The following is a 15,129-nucleotide window of genomic DNA, read 5'->3' as shown; positions in this document are numbered from 1 at the left end:
TTTCATGTCCAGATTTCGGCATTTGCGGGGACTGGCCTTGCCCGCGCCGCCATTCCTGATATTAGTCGCCTCGACTTCCAAGGCTCCGTCGTGCGGAGCCGGCCGGCCATGCCGAACCTCTCATACCGGGAAAGACCATGACGAAACTCAAAGACGTGAAAAAGGTCGTTCTTGCCTATTCGGGCGGCCTCGATACCTCGATCATCCTCAAATGGCTGCAGACGGAGCTGGGCGCGGAAGTGGTGACCTTCACCGCCGATCTCGGCCAGGGCGATGAGCTGGAGCCGGCGCGCAAGAAAGCCGAGATGCTCGGCATCAAGGAAATCTACATCGAGGATGTGCGTGAGGAATTCGTGCGCGATTTCGTGTTCCCGATGTTCCGCGCCAATGCCGTTTATGAGGGCGTCTATCTTCTGGGTACGTCGATTGCCCGTCCGTTGATCTCCAAGCGTCTGGTGGAGATCGCCGCCGAAACCGGGGCGGATGCCATCGCGCACGGTGCGACCGGCAAGGGCAACGACCAGGTGCGCTTCGAGCTTTCCGCCTATGCCCTCAACCCGGACATCAAGGTGATCGCGCCATGGCGCGACTGGGAGTTCAAGTCCCGCACCGATCTTATCAATTTCGCCGAGGCGCATCAGATCCCGGTGCCGAAGGACAAGCAGGGTGAGGCACCGTTCTCCGTCGATGCAAATCTTCTGCACTCCTCCTCGGAAGGCAAGGTGCTTGAAGATCCGTGGATCGAGCCGCCGGAATATGTTCACCAGCGCAGCGTTTCGCCGATGGATGCGCCCGACGAGCCGACCGAGATTACCATCTCCTTCAAGGCGGGCGACGCCGTGGCCATCAATGGCGAGGCGCTTTCGCCGGCAACGCTGCTCAAGGCGCTGAACGATCTTGGCCGCGACAATGGCATTGGCCGCCTCGACCTCGTCGAAAACCGCTTCGTGGGCATGAAGTCTCGCGGTGTCTACGAGACACCTGGCGGTACCATTCTCCTTGCGGCCCACCGGGCCATGGAGTCCGTCACGCTCGACCGCGGTGCAGCGCATCTGAAAGACGAACTGATGCCGCGTTATGCGGAGCTGATCTACAATGGCTTCTGGTTCTCGCCCGAACGCGAAATGCTGCAGGCGGCCATCGACAAGAGCCAGGAGGACGTGGAAGGCGAAGTGCGTCTGAAACTCTACAAGGGCAATGTGATCGTGACCGGTCGCAAATCCGACAAGTCGCTCTATTCCGACGCTCTGGTCACCTTTGAAGACGATCAGGGGGCCTACGATCAGAAGGACGCAGCCGGCTTCATCAAGCTGAACGCCCTGCGCCTGCGCACTCTGGCAGCGAGAAAGCGCGGCCGTTGATCGCTCCAGCGTTTCGATAATAAAAAAGCCGGCAACGCAGCCGGCTTTTTTGTGTGTTGAGCAGCAGGGGGCAGGATTTGGCGCCTGTCGGCCCTTCGCTATTGCTCCGGGCGTTCGTGGCTCAAAAAGCCAAATCGCAGGCTTTTCGCCCGCTTTGCGGGACGCTCCTTACCCATCTATCTCCTTGGCCATGATGGCGATGGCCTGCTGATAAACGCTTGCAGCGTTCCAGCCCTGGATAGCACGGAAATTCGGCTGGCCGGGTTGATAGCCAGCGCCGCGCTGCCAGCCATGAGCCCGCAGGAAGTTTGCGGTGGAGGCGAGCGCGTCAGCGCTGGAGCGGATCATGTCGACGCGACCGTTGCCGTCACCGTCGACACCATATTTGAGAGCGTTGCCTGGAAGAAACTGGGTCTGGCCGATCTCGCCATGAGCGGCGCCCCGAGCGTCAGGGTGCAGCATTCCACGGTCCACCATGGTCAGTGCGCCATAGAGGTGGCCTGTAAAGAAGTCGGAGCGACGGCAATCATAGGCGAGCGTGGCAACCGCTGAAACGATATTCTGATTTCCGAGAAATCCGCCAAATCCCGTTTCCATGCCCCATATGGCAATCAGCGGTCCGGCAGGAACGCCGTAGCGCTTTTCGATATTGGCGAAGAGACGAGCATATTTCTTCTTCATCCCCTTGCCGCGCGATATGATTGCGTTCGAACCCCGCTTCTGCATGAACGAATTCAGCGATAGCTTGAAGCTCTTCTGTCCGCGATCCGCAGCGATGGTCTTGCTGGCGTACCGGGTCTTCGCCAGCGCGTTGAGGCCTCGCTGGCCGATACCGCGTGACGCCGCTTCCTGGCTGAACTGCGCCTTCCAGGTTTCGAATCCCCCGGCGTTGTTCCCACACTGCGCGGCGGAAGCATGCCCCGCCATGAGAAGTGAGGCGCTAACCGCAGCGGCCAGGACCACCGCTCTTCCCCCGAAAGCCATGTTGCTCTCCTTAAGATAAATGATGGCTATATAATGTGATGTTGCCAGCGATTACACAACATGTCGGCGGTCGCAAGCGTTGAGTTTCCTAGCATAACGGTCATTACCGAACCCTTTCGCGGCGAGAATCATCTCGTTTGCGGTCGTCTCTTTCGGAACTCATCGCGGTCCGGTCCGTTTTGAGCCCCAGTTGAAACCGACTGGAGACAAGCCATGAACACGATGCTTCTCAAAGGTGCAGCCGCAGGAGCGGCGCTTTTGGCCTTGACCGGTGTTGCCGGTGCGGAGGTGCTTGCCAGAGCAACGGCCGACCTCAACATCCGCTCGGGACCTGGTCCGCAATATCCCATTGTTGGCGTTATCGGCGTGAACGAGGAAGCCGAGATCGAAGGTTGCCGAGAAGGCAGTAAATGGTGCGCGGTCAATCATGCCGGCGTGAATGGCTGGGCATATTCGGACTATCTGACAGCGCCTTTCGGAGGCGGTGGGGACTATGTAGTGGTGACCGAACGTCCAACCGAGGCGTTGCCCCCGGTCTCCTTTGAAGCGACCTCAAGTGTCGAAGTTGAACCCCTGCGCGGAGAGTTGATTGGCCGCAAAACGGCTCTCGGCACGGTGGAACCCATTGCTCCACCACCAGCGGAAGTCACGACCTATATCCAGAGCAACCGGGTTGAACCTGTATATCTGGAGGGCGAGGCAGTGGTTGGAGCCGTGGTTCCCGAAACAGTGGAAGTGCGTGAGATTCCTGACTACGAGTACCGCTACGTCTATGTGAACCAGCAGCCGGTTCTGATCGAGCCTGAGACGCGGCGCATCGTCTATGTTCTGCGGTAAACGGTAGAGTCGATCCCCAGGTTATTGAACCGGCCAAGTGGGAGACTTCACGCTGCGGCGACTGTGTCGCCGCAGCGATCTTTTTGAGGGGTCGTCTTTCTGAGACTTGACGCCAGAAAATAAAGTCGGCAATTTCACTCATAATATTAGCCAGCTAATTTGTATTGCCAAGTGCATGCGGATACCAGCCCAGGCTTTTTGCCGCGGATATGTGCCTTTCGCGAGGGTCGTGTGCAGAGAGCGCAGGTTCGCGGTGCGCGATATTTCAAGAACAGGAATTGTTATGACATCTCTAGACGTGGTTAGACGAGTAGGCGCATCTCCAATGGCGATGATGGCGGCTATCGTTCTCGTTTCTTCCTTCTCTCGCCCGGCTGAGGCGCGGCTTTTCGAAGGTGACACCCTGCCATTTCAATCGGGCGAGGAACACGGGAGTGCATCGGCGGCGGCTGCGCCTGGGGCAGTGGGTGGCGTATCCCCGTCCGGCCAATCCCCACTTTTGCCTGCAGGAGCGCCAATTGAACGACAGGTTGCATCCAGCTGGTTCATTGTCTGGCTGGCTGCGCGATACTATCCTGGCTTCTGCGAGGACCTTCCCACTCATCTCCTGGAGATGTGCGGCGAAGAGAAGCGAAAAGCGGAACTGGAGAGACGCAGATCTTCGGCAGTCAAGAATTGAACACCCGGATCTGCGGGCTCCGACGAGGCCCAGAGAACGCTCTTCTTGACTCTGGGAGCGATTTCCTGTCTACAGGCGCGAAATTCCGCGACGAGTGACAACTCCGAGCAGCCGACCAGGGCACGTTTCAACGGCAAACGATGATCCTGGAGGTCAACACCCGGCAGCGCGATGCGCCCCCGGGTGCTTTTCGGCTTTGCGCGATGTTTGAAGCCCTGGCGCGGATGCATTACCTCTCGCACAGATGAATGTGATGCGAGACATGAGGAACGCGGATGTTTGAATCGCTTCAGGAACGCCTTGGTTCCATCCTGAATGGCCTGACGGGCCGCGGTGCGCTGTCGGAGGCGGATGTCTCTGCGGCCCTGCGCGAGGTGCGCCGTGCGCTGATCGAGGCGGATGTGGCGCTTGATGTGGTGCGTTCCTTCACCGATCGCGTGCGCGAAAAGGCGGTTGGCGCTGAGGTCCTGAAATCGATCAAGCCCGGCCAGATGGTCGTCAAGATCGTTCATGACGAACTGGTCGAGATGCTGGGCACCGAGGGCGAGACGATCGACCTCAACGCGCCGGCGCCCGTTGTCATCATGATGGTCGGTCTGCAGGGCTCCGGCAAGACCACCACGACCGGAAAGATCGCCAAGCGCCTGACTGAAAAGCAGGGCAAGAAGGTGTTGATGGCGTCGCTCGACACGCGCCGTCCCGCCGCACAGGAACAGCTCAAACAGATTGGCGAGCAGACCGGTGTCGCCACGCTTCCGATCATTGCCGGCCAGACACCGGTCGAGATCGCCAGGCGCGCCACACAGGCGGCAAAGCTCGGCGGTCATGACGTGGTGATCCTCGATACGGCAGGCCGTACGCATATCGACGAGCCGCTGATGGTCGAGATGGCCGACATCAAAAGCGCCTCGAACCCACATGAGATCCTGCTCGTTGCAGATTCGCTCACCGGTCAGGATGCCGTCAATCTTGCCAACAATTTCAACGACCGTGTCGGCATCACCGGCCTCGTCCTGACCCGTATGGACGGTGACGGGCGCGGTGGCGCGGCGCTCTCCATGCGCGCCGTCACGGGCAAGCCGATCAAGCTGATTGGTGTTGGCGAAAAGATGGATGCGCTCGAGGAGTTTTATCCCAAGCGCATCGCCGACCGCATTCTCGGTATGGGCGACATCGTTTCGCTGGTCGAGAAGGCCTCCGAAACCATCGACGCGGAAAAGGCCGCGGCGATGGCCAAGAAGATGCAGGCCGGCAAGTTCGACCTGAACGATCTCGCCGAGCAGCTGCGCCAGATGCAGAACATGGGTGGCATGGGCGGTATCATGGGCATGATGCCCGGCATGGGGAAGATGAAGGATCAGATGGCTGCTGCCGGTCTCGACGACAAGATGTTCGGCCGCCAGATCGCCATCATCCAGTCTATGACGCCGAAGGAGCGCGCCAATCCGGAGCTGCTCAAGCATAGCCGCAAGAAGCGCATTGCCGCCGGCTCCGGCACGGATTCGGCGCAGATCAACAAGCTCTTGAAGATGCATCGCCAGATGGCCGACATGATGAAGGCCATGGGCGGCAAGGGCCGCAAGGGCGGCATGATGCGTGGCCTGATGGGCGGCATGGCGCAGAAGATGGGGCTCGGTGGCATGGGCGCTGGCATGGGCGCTGGCATGCCCGATCTTTCGAAGATGGATCCGAAGCAGCTCGAAGCTCTGCAGAAGCAGGCAGAAGCGGCTGGCCTCGGCGGTGGTCTGCCCAAGGGCGGGCTTCCCAAAGGGTTGCCGGGAATGCCGGGTGGCGGCTTGCCGGGGCTTCCCGGTGGACTGCCTGGCCTGCCCAAAAAGAAGTAAGGGAATGCGATGAGCGACGAAACGGATCAGGCCATGGCACAGCTTCTCGAGCTGCGCGCCTCCATCGACAATATCGATGCGGCACTCGTGCATATGCTGGCCGAGCGTTTCCGCTGTACCAAGGCCGTTGGTCACCTGAAGGCTGTTCACGATCTGCCGCCGGCTGATCCCGCTCGCGAGGAGCGCCAGATTGCGCGCCTGCGCCGTCTCGCCGATGACGCCAATCTCGACCCGGATTTCGCCGAGACGTTCCTGAACTTCATTATCCGCGAGGTGATCCGCCATCACGAGGCGATTGCCGAGGAGCACGGCAATGGCTCCAAGACCGGTGAGAAGGCCTGAGCATGACACCGGTCCTCGAAAGCGAGCGCCTGATCCTGCGCGGCTGGAAGCGGGAGGATTTTCCTGCATATGCGGCCTTTTGCGCGGATCCTGAGCGTACACGCCATATTGGTGGGCCGAAAAACGGTTTTGAGGCGTGGACAGGCTTTTCATCCATGGCTGGTGCCTGGGCGCTGAACGGCTATGGCATGTTCGCTGTTCAGCTGAAAGACACGGACGCGGTGGCCGGCTATGTGGGTTTGTGGCATCCACCACTTCTTGATGAGCCTGAGCTGGCATGGAGCCTTTATGCCGGTTTCGAGGGCAAGGGTTACGCGGTTGAGGCGGCCCGCCGTGTGCAGGTCTGGGCAGCCGAAGACCTGAAACTGCCGCCGCTTATGAGCTTCGTCCATCCGGACAATCTGGCCTCACAGGCCGTTGCAAGGAGGCTGGGTGCCGAGCCCATGTCTCCCACAGAACTGCGCGGCGAGCCGCGCCTGAGATTCCGGCACGTGTTGCCGGCCTGAAAGCCATTATCGAAAGGAAGAAACCATGGCACTGAAAATTCGTCTGGCCCGTGCGGGCTCCAAGAAGCGTCCTTACTACCACGTCGTCATCGCCGACGTGCGCAGCCCGCGTGACGGCCGTTTCATTGAGAAGGTCGGCTCCTGGAACCCTATGCTGCCCAAGGATGGCGAGCGTGTCGTTCTGAACGAAGAGCGTATCAAGCATTGGCTCGCCAACGGCGCGCTGCCGACCGACCGTGTTCTGCGCTTCCTCGATGAGGCCGGCATTGCCAAGCGCCCCGAGCGCAGCAATCCGAACAAGGCGAAGCCTGGCAAGAAGGCGCAGGAGCGTCTTGATGCCGCCAAGCAGGCCGAAGAAGACGCAAAGGCCGCTGCAGCCGAGGCCGAAGCTGCCGCCGCCGAGGCACCGGCTGAAGAGGCTGCTGCAAGCGAATAAGCTTTGCAGGCATGTCTATTGAGAATGGCGGGTCGAAAGGCCCGCTATTTTTGTTTGGTGTGCTGTTGTGATCGGTGATGGCGTTTGCCCCTCACCCTTACCTTCTCCCCGTATGCGGGGAGAAGGTGCCGGCAGGCGGATGAGGGGCGAGCGCCAACCACGACACACAAACGCGGCGCAAAAGAAAAGCGGACCCGAAGGCCCGCTTTCCTCATTCTTCGATCAAAGAACCGCCTTGTCTCAGGCAGCTTCCTTCTTCGGCTGGATCAGGCCGCGTGCCACGAGAAGCTCGGCGATCTGAACCGTGTTGAGAGCAGCACCTTTGCGCAGATTATCGGAGACAACCCAAAGCGCCAGACCGTTGTCGACCGTGGGGTCTTCACGCAGGCGGCTGATATAGGTGGCGTCTTCGCCGGCGCTTTCGTAAGGCGTGACGTAGCCGCCATCCTCGCGCTTGTCGATGACCTGGCAACCTGGCGCCTCGCGCAGGATCTCGCGGGCCTCGTCAGCCGTGATCGGCTTGTCGAACTCGAGGTTTACTGCTTCCGCATGGCCTATGAACACCGGCACGCGCACGCAGGTGGCCGTAAGTTTGATCTTCGGATCGAGCATCTTCTTGGTCTCGGCGACCATCTTCCACTCTTCCTTGGTAAAGCCGTCTTCCATGAAGACGTCGATATGAGGAATGCAGTTGAAGGCGATGCGCTTGGTGAACTTGTTGGTCGAGATCGGATCGGCGACGAAAACGGCGCGCGTCTGCTCGAACAGTTCATCCATGCCTTCCTTGCCCGCGCCCGAAACCGACTGATAGGTGGACACGACCACGCGCTTGATGGTTGCTGCCTCATGTAGCGGCTTCAGCGCGACCACGAGCTGTGCGGTGGAGCAGTTCGGATTGGCGATGATGTTCTTTTTGGTGAAACCCTCGACCGCGTCGGGGTTCACTTCGGGAACGATCAGCGGCACATCAGGGTCGTAGCGCCAGGCCGACGAATTGTCGATGACGACGCAGCCCTGCTTTCCGATCTTCGGCGAATACTCCTTGGACACCGTGCCGCCAGCCGACATCAGACAGATGTCAGTGTCGGAAAAGTCGTAGGACTCGAGCGCTTTAACCTTCAGCGTCTTGTCGCCATAGGAGACCTCGGTGCCGACTGAACGGCGGGAAGCAAGCGGGACGATCTCGTCTGCCGGGAAGCCGCGCTCTTCGAGGATATTGAGCATTTCGCGGCCGACATTCCCCGTGGCGCCGGCGACAGCTATCTTGAAACCCATCTGGTTTGTTACTCCTGTCTCTCTCCGCTTGGCTTTGATTTGATGGCCTGCATCCGGCAGGCATCTTCTCCCCGGCTGGGCCCGGGGAGAGAACGAGCAGCCGAGGCGTCAGACCGTTTTGGTCGTCGTTTTGGCTGTCGTTTTGGTAAAGCGGAAACCGACGCTGCCGTTCCCGGCCGCGTTCAAAAAACTTTGTGCTGATGGCGCTTCATGATGCGCGCGCATGGCAAAGGGGTCTCCGTTTCCGCGCGTTGTTTTACGCTGAATCGGGCGCAAGTCAACGAAATAGCGTGTGCGGCCAGCCATGCCGGCCGCAAAGACGCGTCAGGCAAGCGCCTTGTATCTGGCGACAATGGCGTCGCCCATGGCCGTGGTTCCGACCTCGGTCATGCCGTCGGACATCAGGTCTTTCGTGCGAAGGCCGTCGTCCAGAACCGAAGCGATGGCTTTCTCCAGCCGATCCGCTTCCTCGACCATGTTGAACGAGTAACGCAGGCACATGGCGAAGGATGCGATCATGGCGATCGGGTTGGCGATGCCCTGGCCAGCGATGTCCGGTGCGGAACCGTGCACGGGCTCGTAGAGCGCCTTGCGGGAGCCGGTCTTCTCGTCCGGTGCGCCGAGCGAGGCCGAAGGCAGCATGCCAAGCGAGCCGGTGAGCATGGCGGCAACGTCAGACAGCATGTCGCCGAAGAGATTGTCGGTGACGATGACGTCGAACTGCTTGGGCCAGCGTACGAGCTGCATGCCGCCCGCATCGGCCAGCATGTGCGTCAGCTCGACGTCGGAATATTTGGCCTTGTGCGTGTTGGTGACGACCTCTTTCCAGAGCACGCCCGATTTCATCACATTGTGCTTTTCCATAGAGCAGACCCTGTTGCTCCGGGTGCGGGCCAGCTCGAAGGCCACGCCGGCTATGCGCTCGATCTCGTAGGTGTCGTAGATCTGGGTGTCGATGCCACGCTTCTGGCCATTGCCGAGATCGGTGATCTCTTTCGGTTCACCGAAATAGACGCCGCCGGTCAGCTCGCGTAGGATCAGAATGTCGAGCCCTTCCACGACTTCCGGCTTGAGCGAGGAAGAGGCGGCCAGCGCCGGGTAGCAGATGGCCGGGCGCAGATTGGCAAAAAGCTCCATCTCCTTGCGCAGGCGCAGAAGGCCGGCTTCGGGACGAACCTCATAGGGCACGCCATCCCATTTGGGGCCCCCGACCGCGCCGAACAGAACGGCATCCGCCGCCATGGCCCTGTCCATGTCGGCATCGGAGATCGACTGGCCGTGCGCGTCATAGGCGCAACCGCCCACGAGGCCTTCCTCGGTCTCGAACCCGGCGTTGAAATCGGCGTTCATCATTTCGATGAGTTTCTTGACCTCGGCCATCGCCTCGGGGCCGATGCCGTCGCCGGGGAGAAGAAGGAGTTTGCGCGTTGCCATGAAAAGCCTCTCGAACTTGGGAATTCGAGGGACTTGCTAATCCGCCGCGACGGATTGCGCAAGGCTGCTGGCGTACGAAGCGGTACGGTTGCGTTTGAGTGCAGTCACTTCGATCTCAATCTTCATCTCCGGCTCGTTGAGCTGGCAGATAATCATCGTGGCAGCAGGCCGAATGCTACCGAAAGCTTCGCCAAGAATGGGGAAGACGCGGGAAACGAACGCGCGGTCGGTCACGTAGTAATTTGCACGCACCACGTCGGCGAGCTCGAAGCCGCCTTCGCTCAGCGCGGCGCTGATGGTGGAAAGGCAGTTGCGGGTCTGCTCTTCCACACTGTCGGGTATGGCCATGGTAGCATAGTCATACCCCGTGGTGCCGGAAACGAAACACCAGTCTCCATCAACCACCGCGCGGCTGTAACCTGCGGTCTTCTCAAAGGGAGACCCCGTGGAGATGAGACGACGCTGGCCGCCTCTATCCTGCGGGTTCATGCCCACGGATGGCTTTCCGTGTATTTGTTCTCGAAGGTCTCGATGGCCGGGGCCTTCTCCATGGTGAGGCCGATATCATCGAGGCCGTTCAGGAGGCAGTGCCGCTTGAAGGCGTCGATCTCGAACTTCACCACGCCGCCATCCGGGCCACGGATTTCCTGCTCTTCCAGATCGATCGTGAGCGTCGCATTCGAACCACGCTGCGCGTCGTCCATCAGCATGTCCAGCTCTTCCTGGCTGACCCTGATGGGCAGGATGCCGTTCTTGAAGCAGTTGTTGTAGAAAATATCAGCGAAGCTGGTGGAAATGACACAGCGAATGCCGAAGTCGAGCAGCGCCCATGGCGCATGTTCGCGGCTCGAGCCGCAGCCGAAATTGTCGCCGGCAACGAGAATGCTGGCATTGCGGTAAGCAGGCTTGTTGAGCACGAAGTCGGGGTTCTCGGAACCGTCCTCGTTGAAACGCATTTCGGCGAAAAGCCCGGCGCCGAGGCCGGTGCGCTTGATCGTCTTGAGATAATCCTTGGGGATGATCATGTCGGTGTCGACATTTACGATCGGCATGGGCGCGGCAACGCCCGTCAGCTTGATAAACTTGTCCATGAATCCTGGTCCGTTGTCTGCGCGGCCATCATATCTGCCGCCTCTCCATACACAAGCCGGTTCCGCAAAGCAAAGCTCTCTTGTTTTTGTCCCTCAAGCGCCGGGCGGGCGCATACGCGCCCTTGGCTTTCGGCGCACAGGCGCCGGCGGCCGGTCGGCCTTGCCATCTTGCTGCGCAGAATGGAAATCTTTCTTCCGTTCGGATTGTGCAAGGAAGTTTTCCCTTGGCCAATTGTCCTGTCTTGCTTCGAATGCAGTACTGGGCCATGAAACGGATATGCAGCATCATCCAGCACAGCTTCGCCGATCCGTTCTCTACGTGCCCGCCAGCAATGAAAAGGCGCTGGCAAAAAGTGCAACGCTCGGCTGCGACGCGGTGATCTACGATCTGGAAGACGCCGTCGGGCCAGACGAAAAACTCGATGCGCGAGAGCGATTGCGAGACTTCCTGAACGGTGGAGATCGCCCGCACTGCGAGGTTGTGGTGCGCATCAATGCGCTGGAGAGTATCTGGGGGACGGAGGATCTTCTCGCTGCCCGGGCGGTTAAGCCCGATGCCATTCTCCTGCCCAAGGTGAATGGCCCCCGTGACATCCTCGACGCGGATGCCGCCCTCGATGAAACCGACGCGCCGCGCAGCCTCAAACTGTGGGCCATGATCGAGACGCCGCGCGCCGTGCTCAATCTGGGGCCGATAGCGGCACTCGGACGTGACCCGGCCGCGCGTCTCTCCTGTCTCGTCGCCGGAACGAATGACCTGGCCAGGGAAGCCGGGTTCGCCCTGACCGAAAATCGGCGCTATCTGGCCCCATTCCTGTTTCAGCTCGTCATGGCGGCGCGCGCCGGAGGAATTTCGGTGCTCGATGGCGTGACCAATGATTTTCGCGATCTCGATGCATTCGAGAGTAGTTGCACGGAAGCCCGTTCCATGGGCTTTGATGGCAAGACGCTTATCCACCCGGCACAGATCGCAAAGGCCAATGCGGTCTTTGCACCCTCGCCTGAAGCCATTGCCGAGGCCGAAGCGATCGTGTCTGCATTCGCAGACCCAGAAAACACCGGACGCGGCGTGATTTCCCTAAATGGGCGCATGGTGGAACGCCTGCATTTGGAAATGGCGCAGACACTGCTTGAGCGCGCTGGCGCCATCAGGCTGAAAGAGAGTGGGGAGACGGCCCGATGAGGCTCTATCGCTTTTTGACCGGCCCGGACGATGCAAGTTTCTGTCACAAGGTTACGGCGGCGCTCAACAAGGGCTGGCTACTGCATGGCTCACCCAGCTACGCCTATGATGCCGAGACCAAATCCATGCGGTGCGGGCAGGCGGTTTACAAGGAGGTCGAGGGACTGGAATACACGGCCGGGATGAAACTCGGGGAGTATTGAGCTCAGGCTACTGCTTCTTCAATCCGCGCCATATCGTCGTCCGTCAGGCCAAAATGGTGGCCGACTTCATGAATGAGAACGTGGTTGATGATGTCACCCAGCGTCTCCTCATTCTCGGCCCAGTAATCGAGAATGGCGCGTCTGTACAGGGTTATGCGATTGGGGCCCTCGCCCGTCGCCGGGTTCCAGCGTTCGGCGATGCCGCGACCTTCAAAAAGGCCGAGCAGGTCGAAAGGCGTCTCCAGGGCGAGATCGTCCATGATCTCCTCAGTGGGAAACTCCGCCACCTGAATGATGATTTCGCCGGTAAGTTGACGAAACTCCTCAGGGAAGTTCGCATAGGCCTCAAGCGCTAACAGCTCCATTTCCTGAAGCGAAGGCGAAAGCTGGTTTTCCCAGGCCCGTGTCTGATAGATGCGTGCCATTCCTAGTCCTTTGAGGCGCCATATAGCGGTTTATGTGACCGCTTTCGAGAGTGAAATGCGCCTTTGCGTTCGGCGTCAGATGCCAAAATTCAAAATTTGGCCGAAGTCTCGCGCCCTGATAAAGAGCAAATGGGGCGAAGAACAGCCCTGTTGTCTATTGCGAAAGCGAGAGTGGAATGTTTTTGCGAACAGTTCTCGGCGGCGTCCTCGCGTTGCCGTTTCTCATGGCGGGGCACGCTTTTGCGCTCAGCCCAGCGGCAGCGCCATCAACCGGCTTTGCCAAACAAAATGGCGGAAATGTCGTTCTTGTCCAGGCGGGCGATCCGCGGGTCAGCGGCCTGGAAGAGCAGGTCCGCGAACTTAACGGGCGTGTGGAAGAATTGAACTTCCAGATTCTGCAGATGCAGGATCAATTGCGCCGCATGCAGGAAGACAATGAGTTCCGCTTCCAGGAGCTCGAAAAGAACGGCGGATCGGGAGCCGCACCCGCAGGGGAGCTTCCCGATCAGCGCACCGAACGTTTGCCGCCTTCGGGCAACCCGGAGGGAAATCTGGAAGGCGGATCCCAAAGTGCGTCACGGGACGCGCCGACCGTGGGCGAACCACCGCGCACACTTGGGAGCGTTCGTTTCGATGCGAACGGCAATATTGTCGGCGGTGAAGTCGGCGAACCCATCGATCTCACCCGCTCGGGTGAGATTGGTCCGATCGGACAGGGTGAACAGATGGCCTCGCTCCCCTCCGCCGATGACCCGGAGGAGCTTTACAGAAATTCCTACGAGTTCATCCTTTCGGGGGACTACAAGACCGCAGAAGCCGGGTTCCGGCAGCATATTGATCGCTTTCCAAGCGATGCCCGCACACCGGACGCGCATTTCTGGCTCGGGGAGTCGCTTCTCGGCCAGGACCGCTATCGCGATGCAGCCGAGATTTTTCTGCGCGCGAGCCGTGAATACCCGAATGCCGACAAGGCGCCCGACATGCTTCTCAAGCTCGGCATTTCGCTTGCTGCGATGAACCAGCGCGACGTGGCCTGTGTCACCTATAACGAAATCGGCCAGAAATACCCTGATATCTCCACAGCGCTGCGCGAGCGCGTGAAGCAGGAACAGGCGCTCGCGGGTTGCTGAACCCGGTGATGCAGCCAGATCCGCGACAGCTTTTCGACGGTATCGCATTCTCCCGGCACGATGGTGTGGTTGCAGCGGTCTCCGGCGGTGGCGATTCCCTCGCCCTTCTTCTTCTTCTTCAGGAATTCCTCGATTTACAGGCAGATGCTCCGACCCTTACAGCCGTGACGGTCGATCACGCGCTCAGGGCGGAAGCTGCAGAAGAGGCGCGCTTTGTCGCGGCGCTTTGCGAGCACCGCGGTATCGCACACCGCACGATGGTCTGGCGCGGCGAAAAGCCGGCGACGGGCCTCTCGGTCGCGGCGCGTTCGGCACGGCTGGAGCTTCTTGCACAGGCGGCGCAGACAATCGGCGCAGGGCTTATATTCACCGGTCACACACGGGACGATCAGGCCGAGACGGTATCCATGAGAGCTGCGCGCGGCACAGGACGTGGTGGCGCCGGCATCGCCCCGGCTTCACTTCACGAAAGCGGGATCTGGTTCGTGCGACCTTTGCTTGCCTGCGGGCGAGCCGAGTTGCGCGATTATCTGGCGACACGGAACGTTCGCTGGATCGACGATCCAACCAATGACGACGTGAACTATGAGCGCGTGCGTGTGCGGCGATCGCTTACTCCTCAACTCGTGAGACGACGGGCTGCGGAGGCCAATGCTGTCGCTGCCGAGCGTCGCGCGCTTGGAATGCGTGCGGCGCGTCTAATCGACGATCATGCGCGCCGGATGGCGCCAGGGCTCTACCGCATTGATCCGATCCTTGTCGATGAAGCTGACGATGCGTCGGCGCTCTATGCCCTGCGGGTCCTGGCAGCGATGGTGGGAGGCGCTCTCCATCTGCCGGCGGAGGAGCCATCGCTGCGTGTGCTTGCCGGGCTGCGTGACAGGGTTTGCGCTACATTGTCGCGGTCCGTGATCGATCGCCGTTCGAGTGGCATCTATCTTTACCGTGAACGGCGCAACCTGCCCGCAAGAACACGTATTGTGGCGGGAATGCTCTGGGATGGACGCTATCGGCTCACCGGCGGCGACGGTCTGCACGTCGCCCCTTTTGGCGCTGTAGCAGGCGATCATCTGCCAAAGTCGGGCCACATCCTGCCGCAGGATCTTCATTTTGCAGCGCAATTTGCCGAGCCGGCCCTGTGGCGCGGCGATGTTTGCGTCGGCGCGGCCCCTGGAGCGGACGCGGGGATCAAGGTCGGTGTGCCTGCCCCCTGGGCGAAACTGCTTCCCTCCTTCGACATCGAAGTGGCACAGGCCCTTATCCGTCTGTTGGGCGGGAAAACTGTTCTGACGCTGCCTTGAGCGCACCACATTCAAAGACGAAGCTTAACCTAAAGGTGAGCTGGTGTGGTGCTCCGGCTTGGCAAGAATGCGCCGGCTCCCTATGTTAATTCAGACCA

General features: G+C 60.2%; 16 protein-coding genes. 10 read left to right on the top strand and 6 right to left on the bottom strand.

Going from position 1 to position 15,129, the window contains the following annotated elements; translation table 11 throughout:
- Positions 1-137: 137 nt before the first annotated feature.
- Positions 138-1,361: an argininosuccinate synthase gene (locus tag HF949_RS03045; protein ID WP_229449462.1), complete on the top strand. Its 1,224-nt coding sequence runs from the start codon at positions 138-140 to the stop codon at positions 1,359-1,361.
- A 168-nt stretch (positions 1,362-1,529) separates the two neighbouring features.
- On the opposite strand, the gene HF949_RS03040 is transcribed toward HF949_RS03045, so the two are convergent.
- Positions 1,530-2,345, bottom strand: a complete 816-nt coding sequence (locus HF949_RS03040) for a lytic murein transglycosylase (protein WP_292898239.1) — start codon at positions 2,343-2,345, stop codon at positions 1,530-1,532.
- A gap of 213 nt (positions 2,346-2,558) precedes the next feature.
- On the opposite strand from HF949_RS03040, the gene HF949_RS03035 reads away from it, so the two are divergent.
- From HF949_RS03035 to rpsP, 5 genes are all read left to right on the top strand, one after another.
- Positions 2,559-3,182: a DUF1236 domain-containing protein gene (locus tag HF949_RS03035; protein ID WP_292898238.1), complete on the top strand. Its 624-nt coding sequence runs from the start codon at positions 2,559-2,561 to the stop codon at positions 3,180-3,182.
- Between the two features lie 954 nt (positions 3,183-4,136).
- Positions 4,137-5,705 carry a signal recognition particle protein gene (gene ffh / locus HF949_RS03030; RefSeq protein ID WP_292898237.1) on the top strand — a complete coding sequence of 523 codons (1,569 nt, stop codon included), beginning with the start codon at positions 4,137-4,139 and terminating at the stop codon, positions 5,703-5,705.
- Positions 5,706-5,714: 9 nt separating this feature from the next.
- Positions 5,715-6,047, top strand: coding sequence for a chorismate mutase (locus HF949_RS03025; RefSeq protein ID WP_292898236.1), 333 nt, complete (start codon positions 5,715-5,717; stop codon positions 6,045-6,047).
- Between the two features lie 2 nt (positions 6,048-6,049).
- Complete coding sequence (locus HF949_RS03020; protein WP_292898235.1) at positions 6,050-6,553, top strand: GNAT family N-acetyltransferase; 504 nt, start codon at positions 6,050-6,052, stop codon at positions 6,551-6,553.
- A 25-nt stretch (positions 6,554-6,578) separates the two neighbouring features.
- Entirely contained in the window at positions 6,579-6,989 is a 411-nt protein-coding gene (gene rpsP / locus HF949_RS03015) for a 30S ribosomal protein S16 (protein WP_292898234.1), read from the top strand.
- Between the two features lie 240 nt (positions 6,990-7,229).
- Here rpsP and HF949_RS03010 read toward each other — a convergent pair whose 3' ends face one another.
- From HF949_RS03010 to leuD, 4 genes are all read right to left on the bottom strand, one after another.
- Positions 7,230-8,264, bottom strand: coding sequence for an aspartate-semialdehyde dehydrogenase (locus HF949_RS03010; RefSeq protein WP_292898233.1), 1,035 nt, complete (start codon positions 8,262-8,264; stop codon positions 7,230-7,232).
- A 324-nt stretch (positions 8,265-8,588) separates the two neighbouring features.
- Entirely contained in the window at positions 8,589-9,698 is a 1,110-nt protein-coding gene (gene leuB / locus HF949_RS03005) for a 3-isopropylmalate dehydrogenase (protein WP_292898232.1), read from the bottom strand.
- Positions 9,699-9,734: 36 nt separating this feature from the next.
- Complete coding sequence (locus HF949_RS03000) at positions 9,735-10,187, bottom strand: RidA family protein (protein WP_292898231.1); 453 nt, start codon at positions 10,185-10,187, stop codon at positions 9,735-9,737.
- Positions 10,184-10,789, bottom strand: coding sequence for a 3-isopropylmalate dehydratase small subunit (gene leuD / locus HF949_RS02995; RefSeq protein WP_292898230.1), 606 nt, complete (start codon positions 10,787-10,789; stop codon positions 10,184-10,186). Before leuD ends, HF949_RS03000 begins: the two co-directional genes overlap by 4 nt.
- 277 nt (positions 10,790-11,066) lie before the next feature.
- Between leuD and HF949_RS02990 the strand changes: the two genes are divergently transcribed.
- Both HF949_RS02990 and HF949_RS02985 read left to right on the top strand, forming a co-directional pair.
- Positions 11,067-11,972 (top strand): HpcH/HpaI aldolase/citrate lyase family protein, encoded by a 906-nt coding sequence (locus HF949_RS02990; RefSeq protein WP_292898229.1) that lies wholly within the window; start codon positions 11,067-11,069, stop codon positions 11,970-11,972.
- On the top strand, positions 11,969-12,175 hold the full coding sequence (locus tag HF949_RS02985; protein WP_292898228.1) for a DUF1737 domain-containing protein: 207 nt from the start codon (positions 11,969-11,971) through the stop codon (positions 12,173-12,175). Before HF949_RS02990 ends, HF949_RS02985 begins: the two co-directional genes overlap by 4 nt.
- Before the next feature lie 2 nt (positions 12,176-12,177).
- Here the strand turns inward: HF949_RS02985 and HF949_RS02980 are convergent, their stop codons facing one another.
- Positions 12,178-12,600 (bottom strand): metallopeptidase family protein, encoded by a 423-nt coding sequence (locus tag HF949_RS02980; RefSeq protein WP_229449475.1) that lies wholly within the window; start codon positions 12,598-12,600, stop codon positions 12,178-12,180.
- Positions 12,601-12,776: 176 nt separating this feature from the next.
- Here HF949_RS02980 and ybgF point away from each other — a divergent pair, with 176 nt between their 5' ends.
- Both ybgF and tilS read left to right on the top strand, forming a co-directional pair.
- Entirely contained in the window at positions 12,777-13,730 is a 954-nt protein-coding gene (gene ybgF / locus HF949_RS02975) for a tol-pal system protein YbgF (RefSeq protein WP_292898227.1), read from the top strand.
- Positions 13,731-13,738: 8 nt separating this feature from the next.
- Complete coding sequence (gene tilS / locus HF949_RS02970) at positions 13,739-15,031, top strand: tRNA lysidine(34) synthetase TilS (protein WP_292898226.1); 1,293 nt, start codon at positions 13,739-13,741, stop codon at positions 15,029-15,031.
- Positions 15,032-15,129: the final 98 nt, after the last annotated feature.

The sequence above is a fragment of the Nitratireductor sp. genome, from assembly GCF_017794765.1.
In the GTDB taxonomy this organism is placed as follows: domain Bacteria; phylum Pseudomonadota; class Alphaproteobacteria; order Rhizobiales; family Rhizobiaceae; genus Nitratireductor.
This window is presented reverse-complemented; position numbering and strand designations above follow the sequence as displayed.

Excerpts from the sequence above, each read along its gene's own strand:
- HF949_RS03045 (WP_229449462.1), top strand. The coding sequence starts at position 138 with ATGACGAAACTCAAAGACGTGAAAAAGGTCGTTCTTGCCTATTCGGGC.
- HF949_RS03040 (WP_292898239.1), bottom strand. The coding sequence starts at position 2,345 with ATGGCTTTCGGGGGAAGAGCGGTGGTCCTGGCCGCTGCGGTTAGCGCC.
- HF949_RS03035 (WP_292898238.1), top strand. The coding sequence starts at position 2,559 with ATGAACACGATGCTTCTCAAAGGTGCAGCCGCAGGAGCGGCGCTTTTG.
- ffh (WP_292898237.1), top strand. The coding sequence starts at position 4,137 with ATGTTTGAATCGCTTCAGGAACGCCTTGGTTCCATCCTGAATGGCCTG.
- HF949_RS03025 (WP_292898236.1), top strand. The coding sequence starts at position 5,715 with ATGAGCGACGAAACGGATCAGGCCATGGCACAGCTTCTCGAGCTGCGC.
- HF949_RS03020 (WP_292898235.1), top strand. The coding sequence starts at position 6,050 with ATGACACCGGTCCTCGAAAGCGAGCGCCTGATCCTGCGCGGCTGGAAG.
- rpsP (WP_292898234.1), top strand. The coding sequence starts at position 6,579 with ATGGCACTGAAAATTCGTCTGGCCCGTGCGGGCTCCAAGAAGCGTCCT.
- HF949_RS03010 (WP_292898233.1), bottom strand. The coding sequence starts at position 8,264 with ATGGGTTTCAAGATAGCTGTCGCCGGCGCCACGGGGAATGTCGGCCGC.
- leuB (WP_292898232.1), bottom strand. The coding sequence starts at position 9,698 with ATGGCAACGCGCAAACTCCTTCTTCTCCCCGGCGACGGCATCGGCCCC.
- HF949_RS03000 (WP_292898231.1), bottom strand. The coding sequence starts at position 10,187 with ATGAACCCGCAGGATAGAGGCGGCCAGCGTCGTCTCATCTCCACGGGG.
- leuD (WP_292898230.1), bottom strand. The coding sequence starts at position 10,789 with ATGGACAAGTTTATCAAGCTGACGGGCGTTGCCGCGCCCATGCCGATC.
- HF949_RS02990 (WP_292898229.1), top strand. The coding sequence starts at position 11,067 with ATGCAGCATCATCCAGCACAGCTTCGCCGATCCGTTCTCTACGTGCCC.
- HF949_RS02985 (WP_292898228.1), top strand. The coding sequence starts at position 11,969 with ATGAGGCTCTATCGCTTTTTGACCGGCCCGGACGATGCAAGTTTCTGT.
- HF949_RS02980 (WP_229449475.1), bottom strand. The coding sequence starts at position 12,600 with ATGGCACGCATCTATCAGACACGGGCCTGGGAAAACCAGCTTTCGCCT.
- ybgF (WP_292898227.1), top strand. The coding sequence starts at position 12,777 with ATGTTTTTGCGAACAGTTCTCGGCGGCGTCCTCGCGTTGCCGTTTCTC.
- tilS (WP_292898226.1), top strand. The coding sequence starts at position 13,739 with ATGCAGCCAGATCCGCGACAGCTTTTCGACGGTATCGCATTCTCCCGG.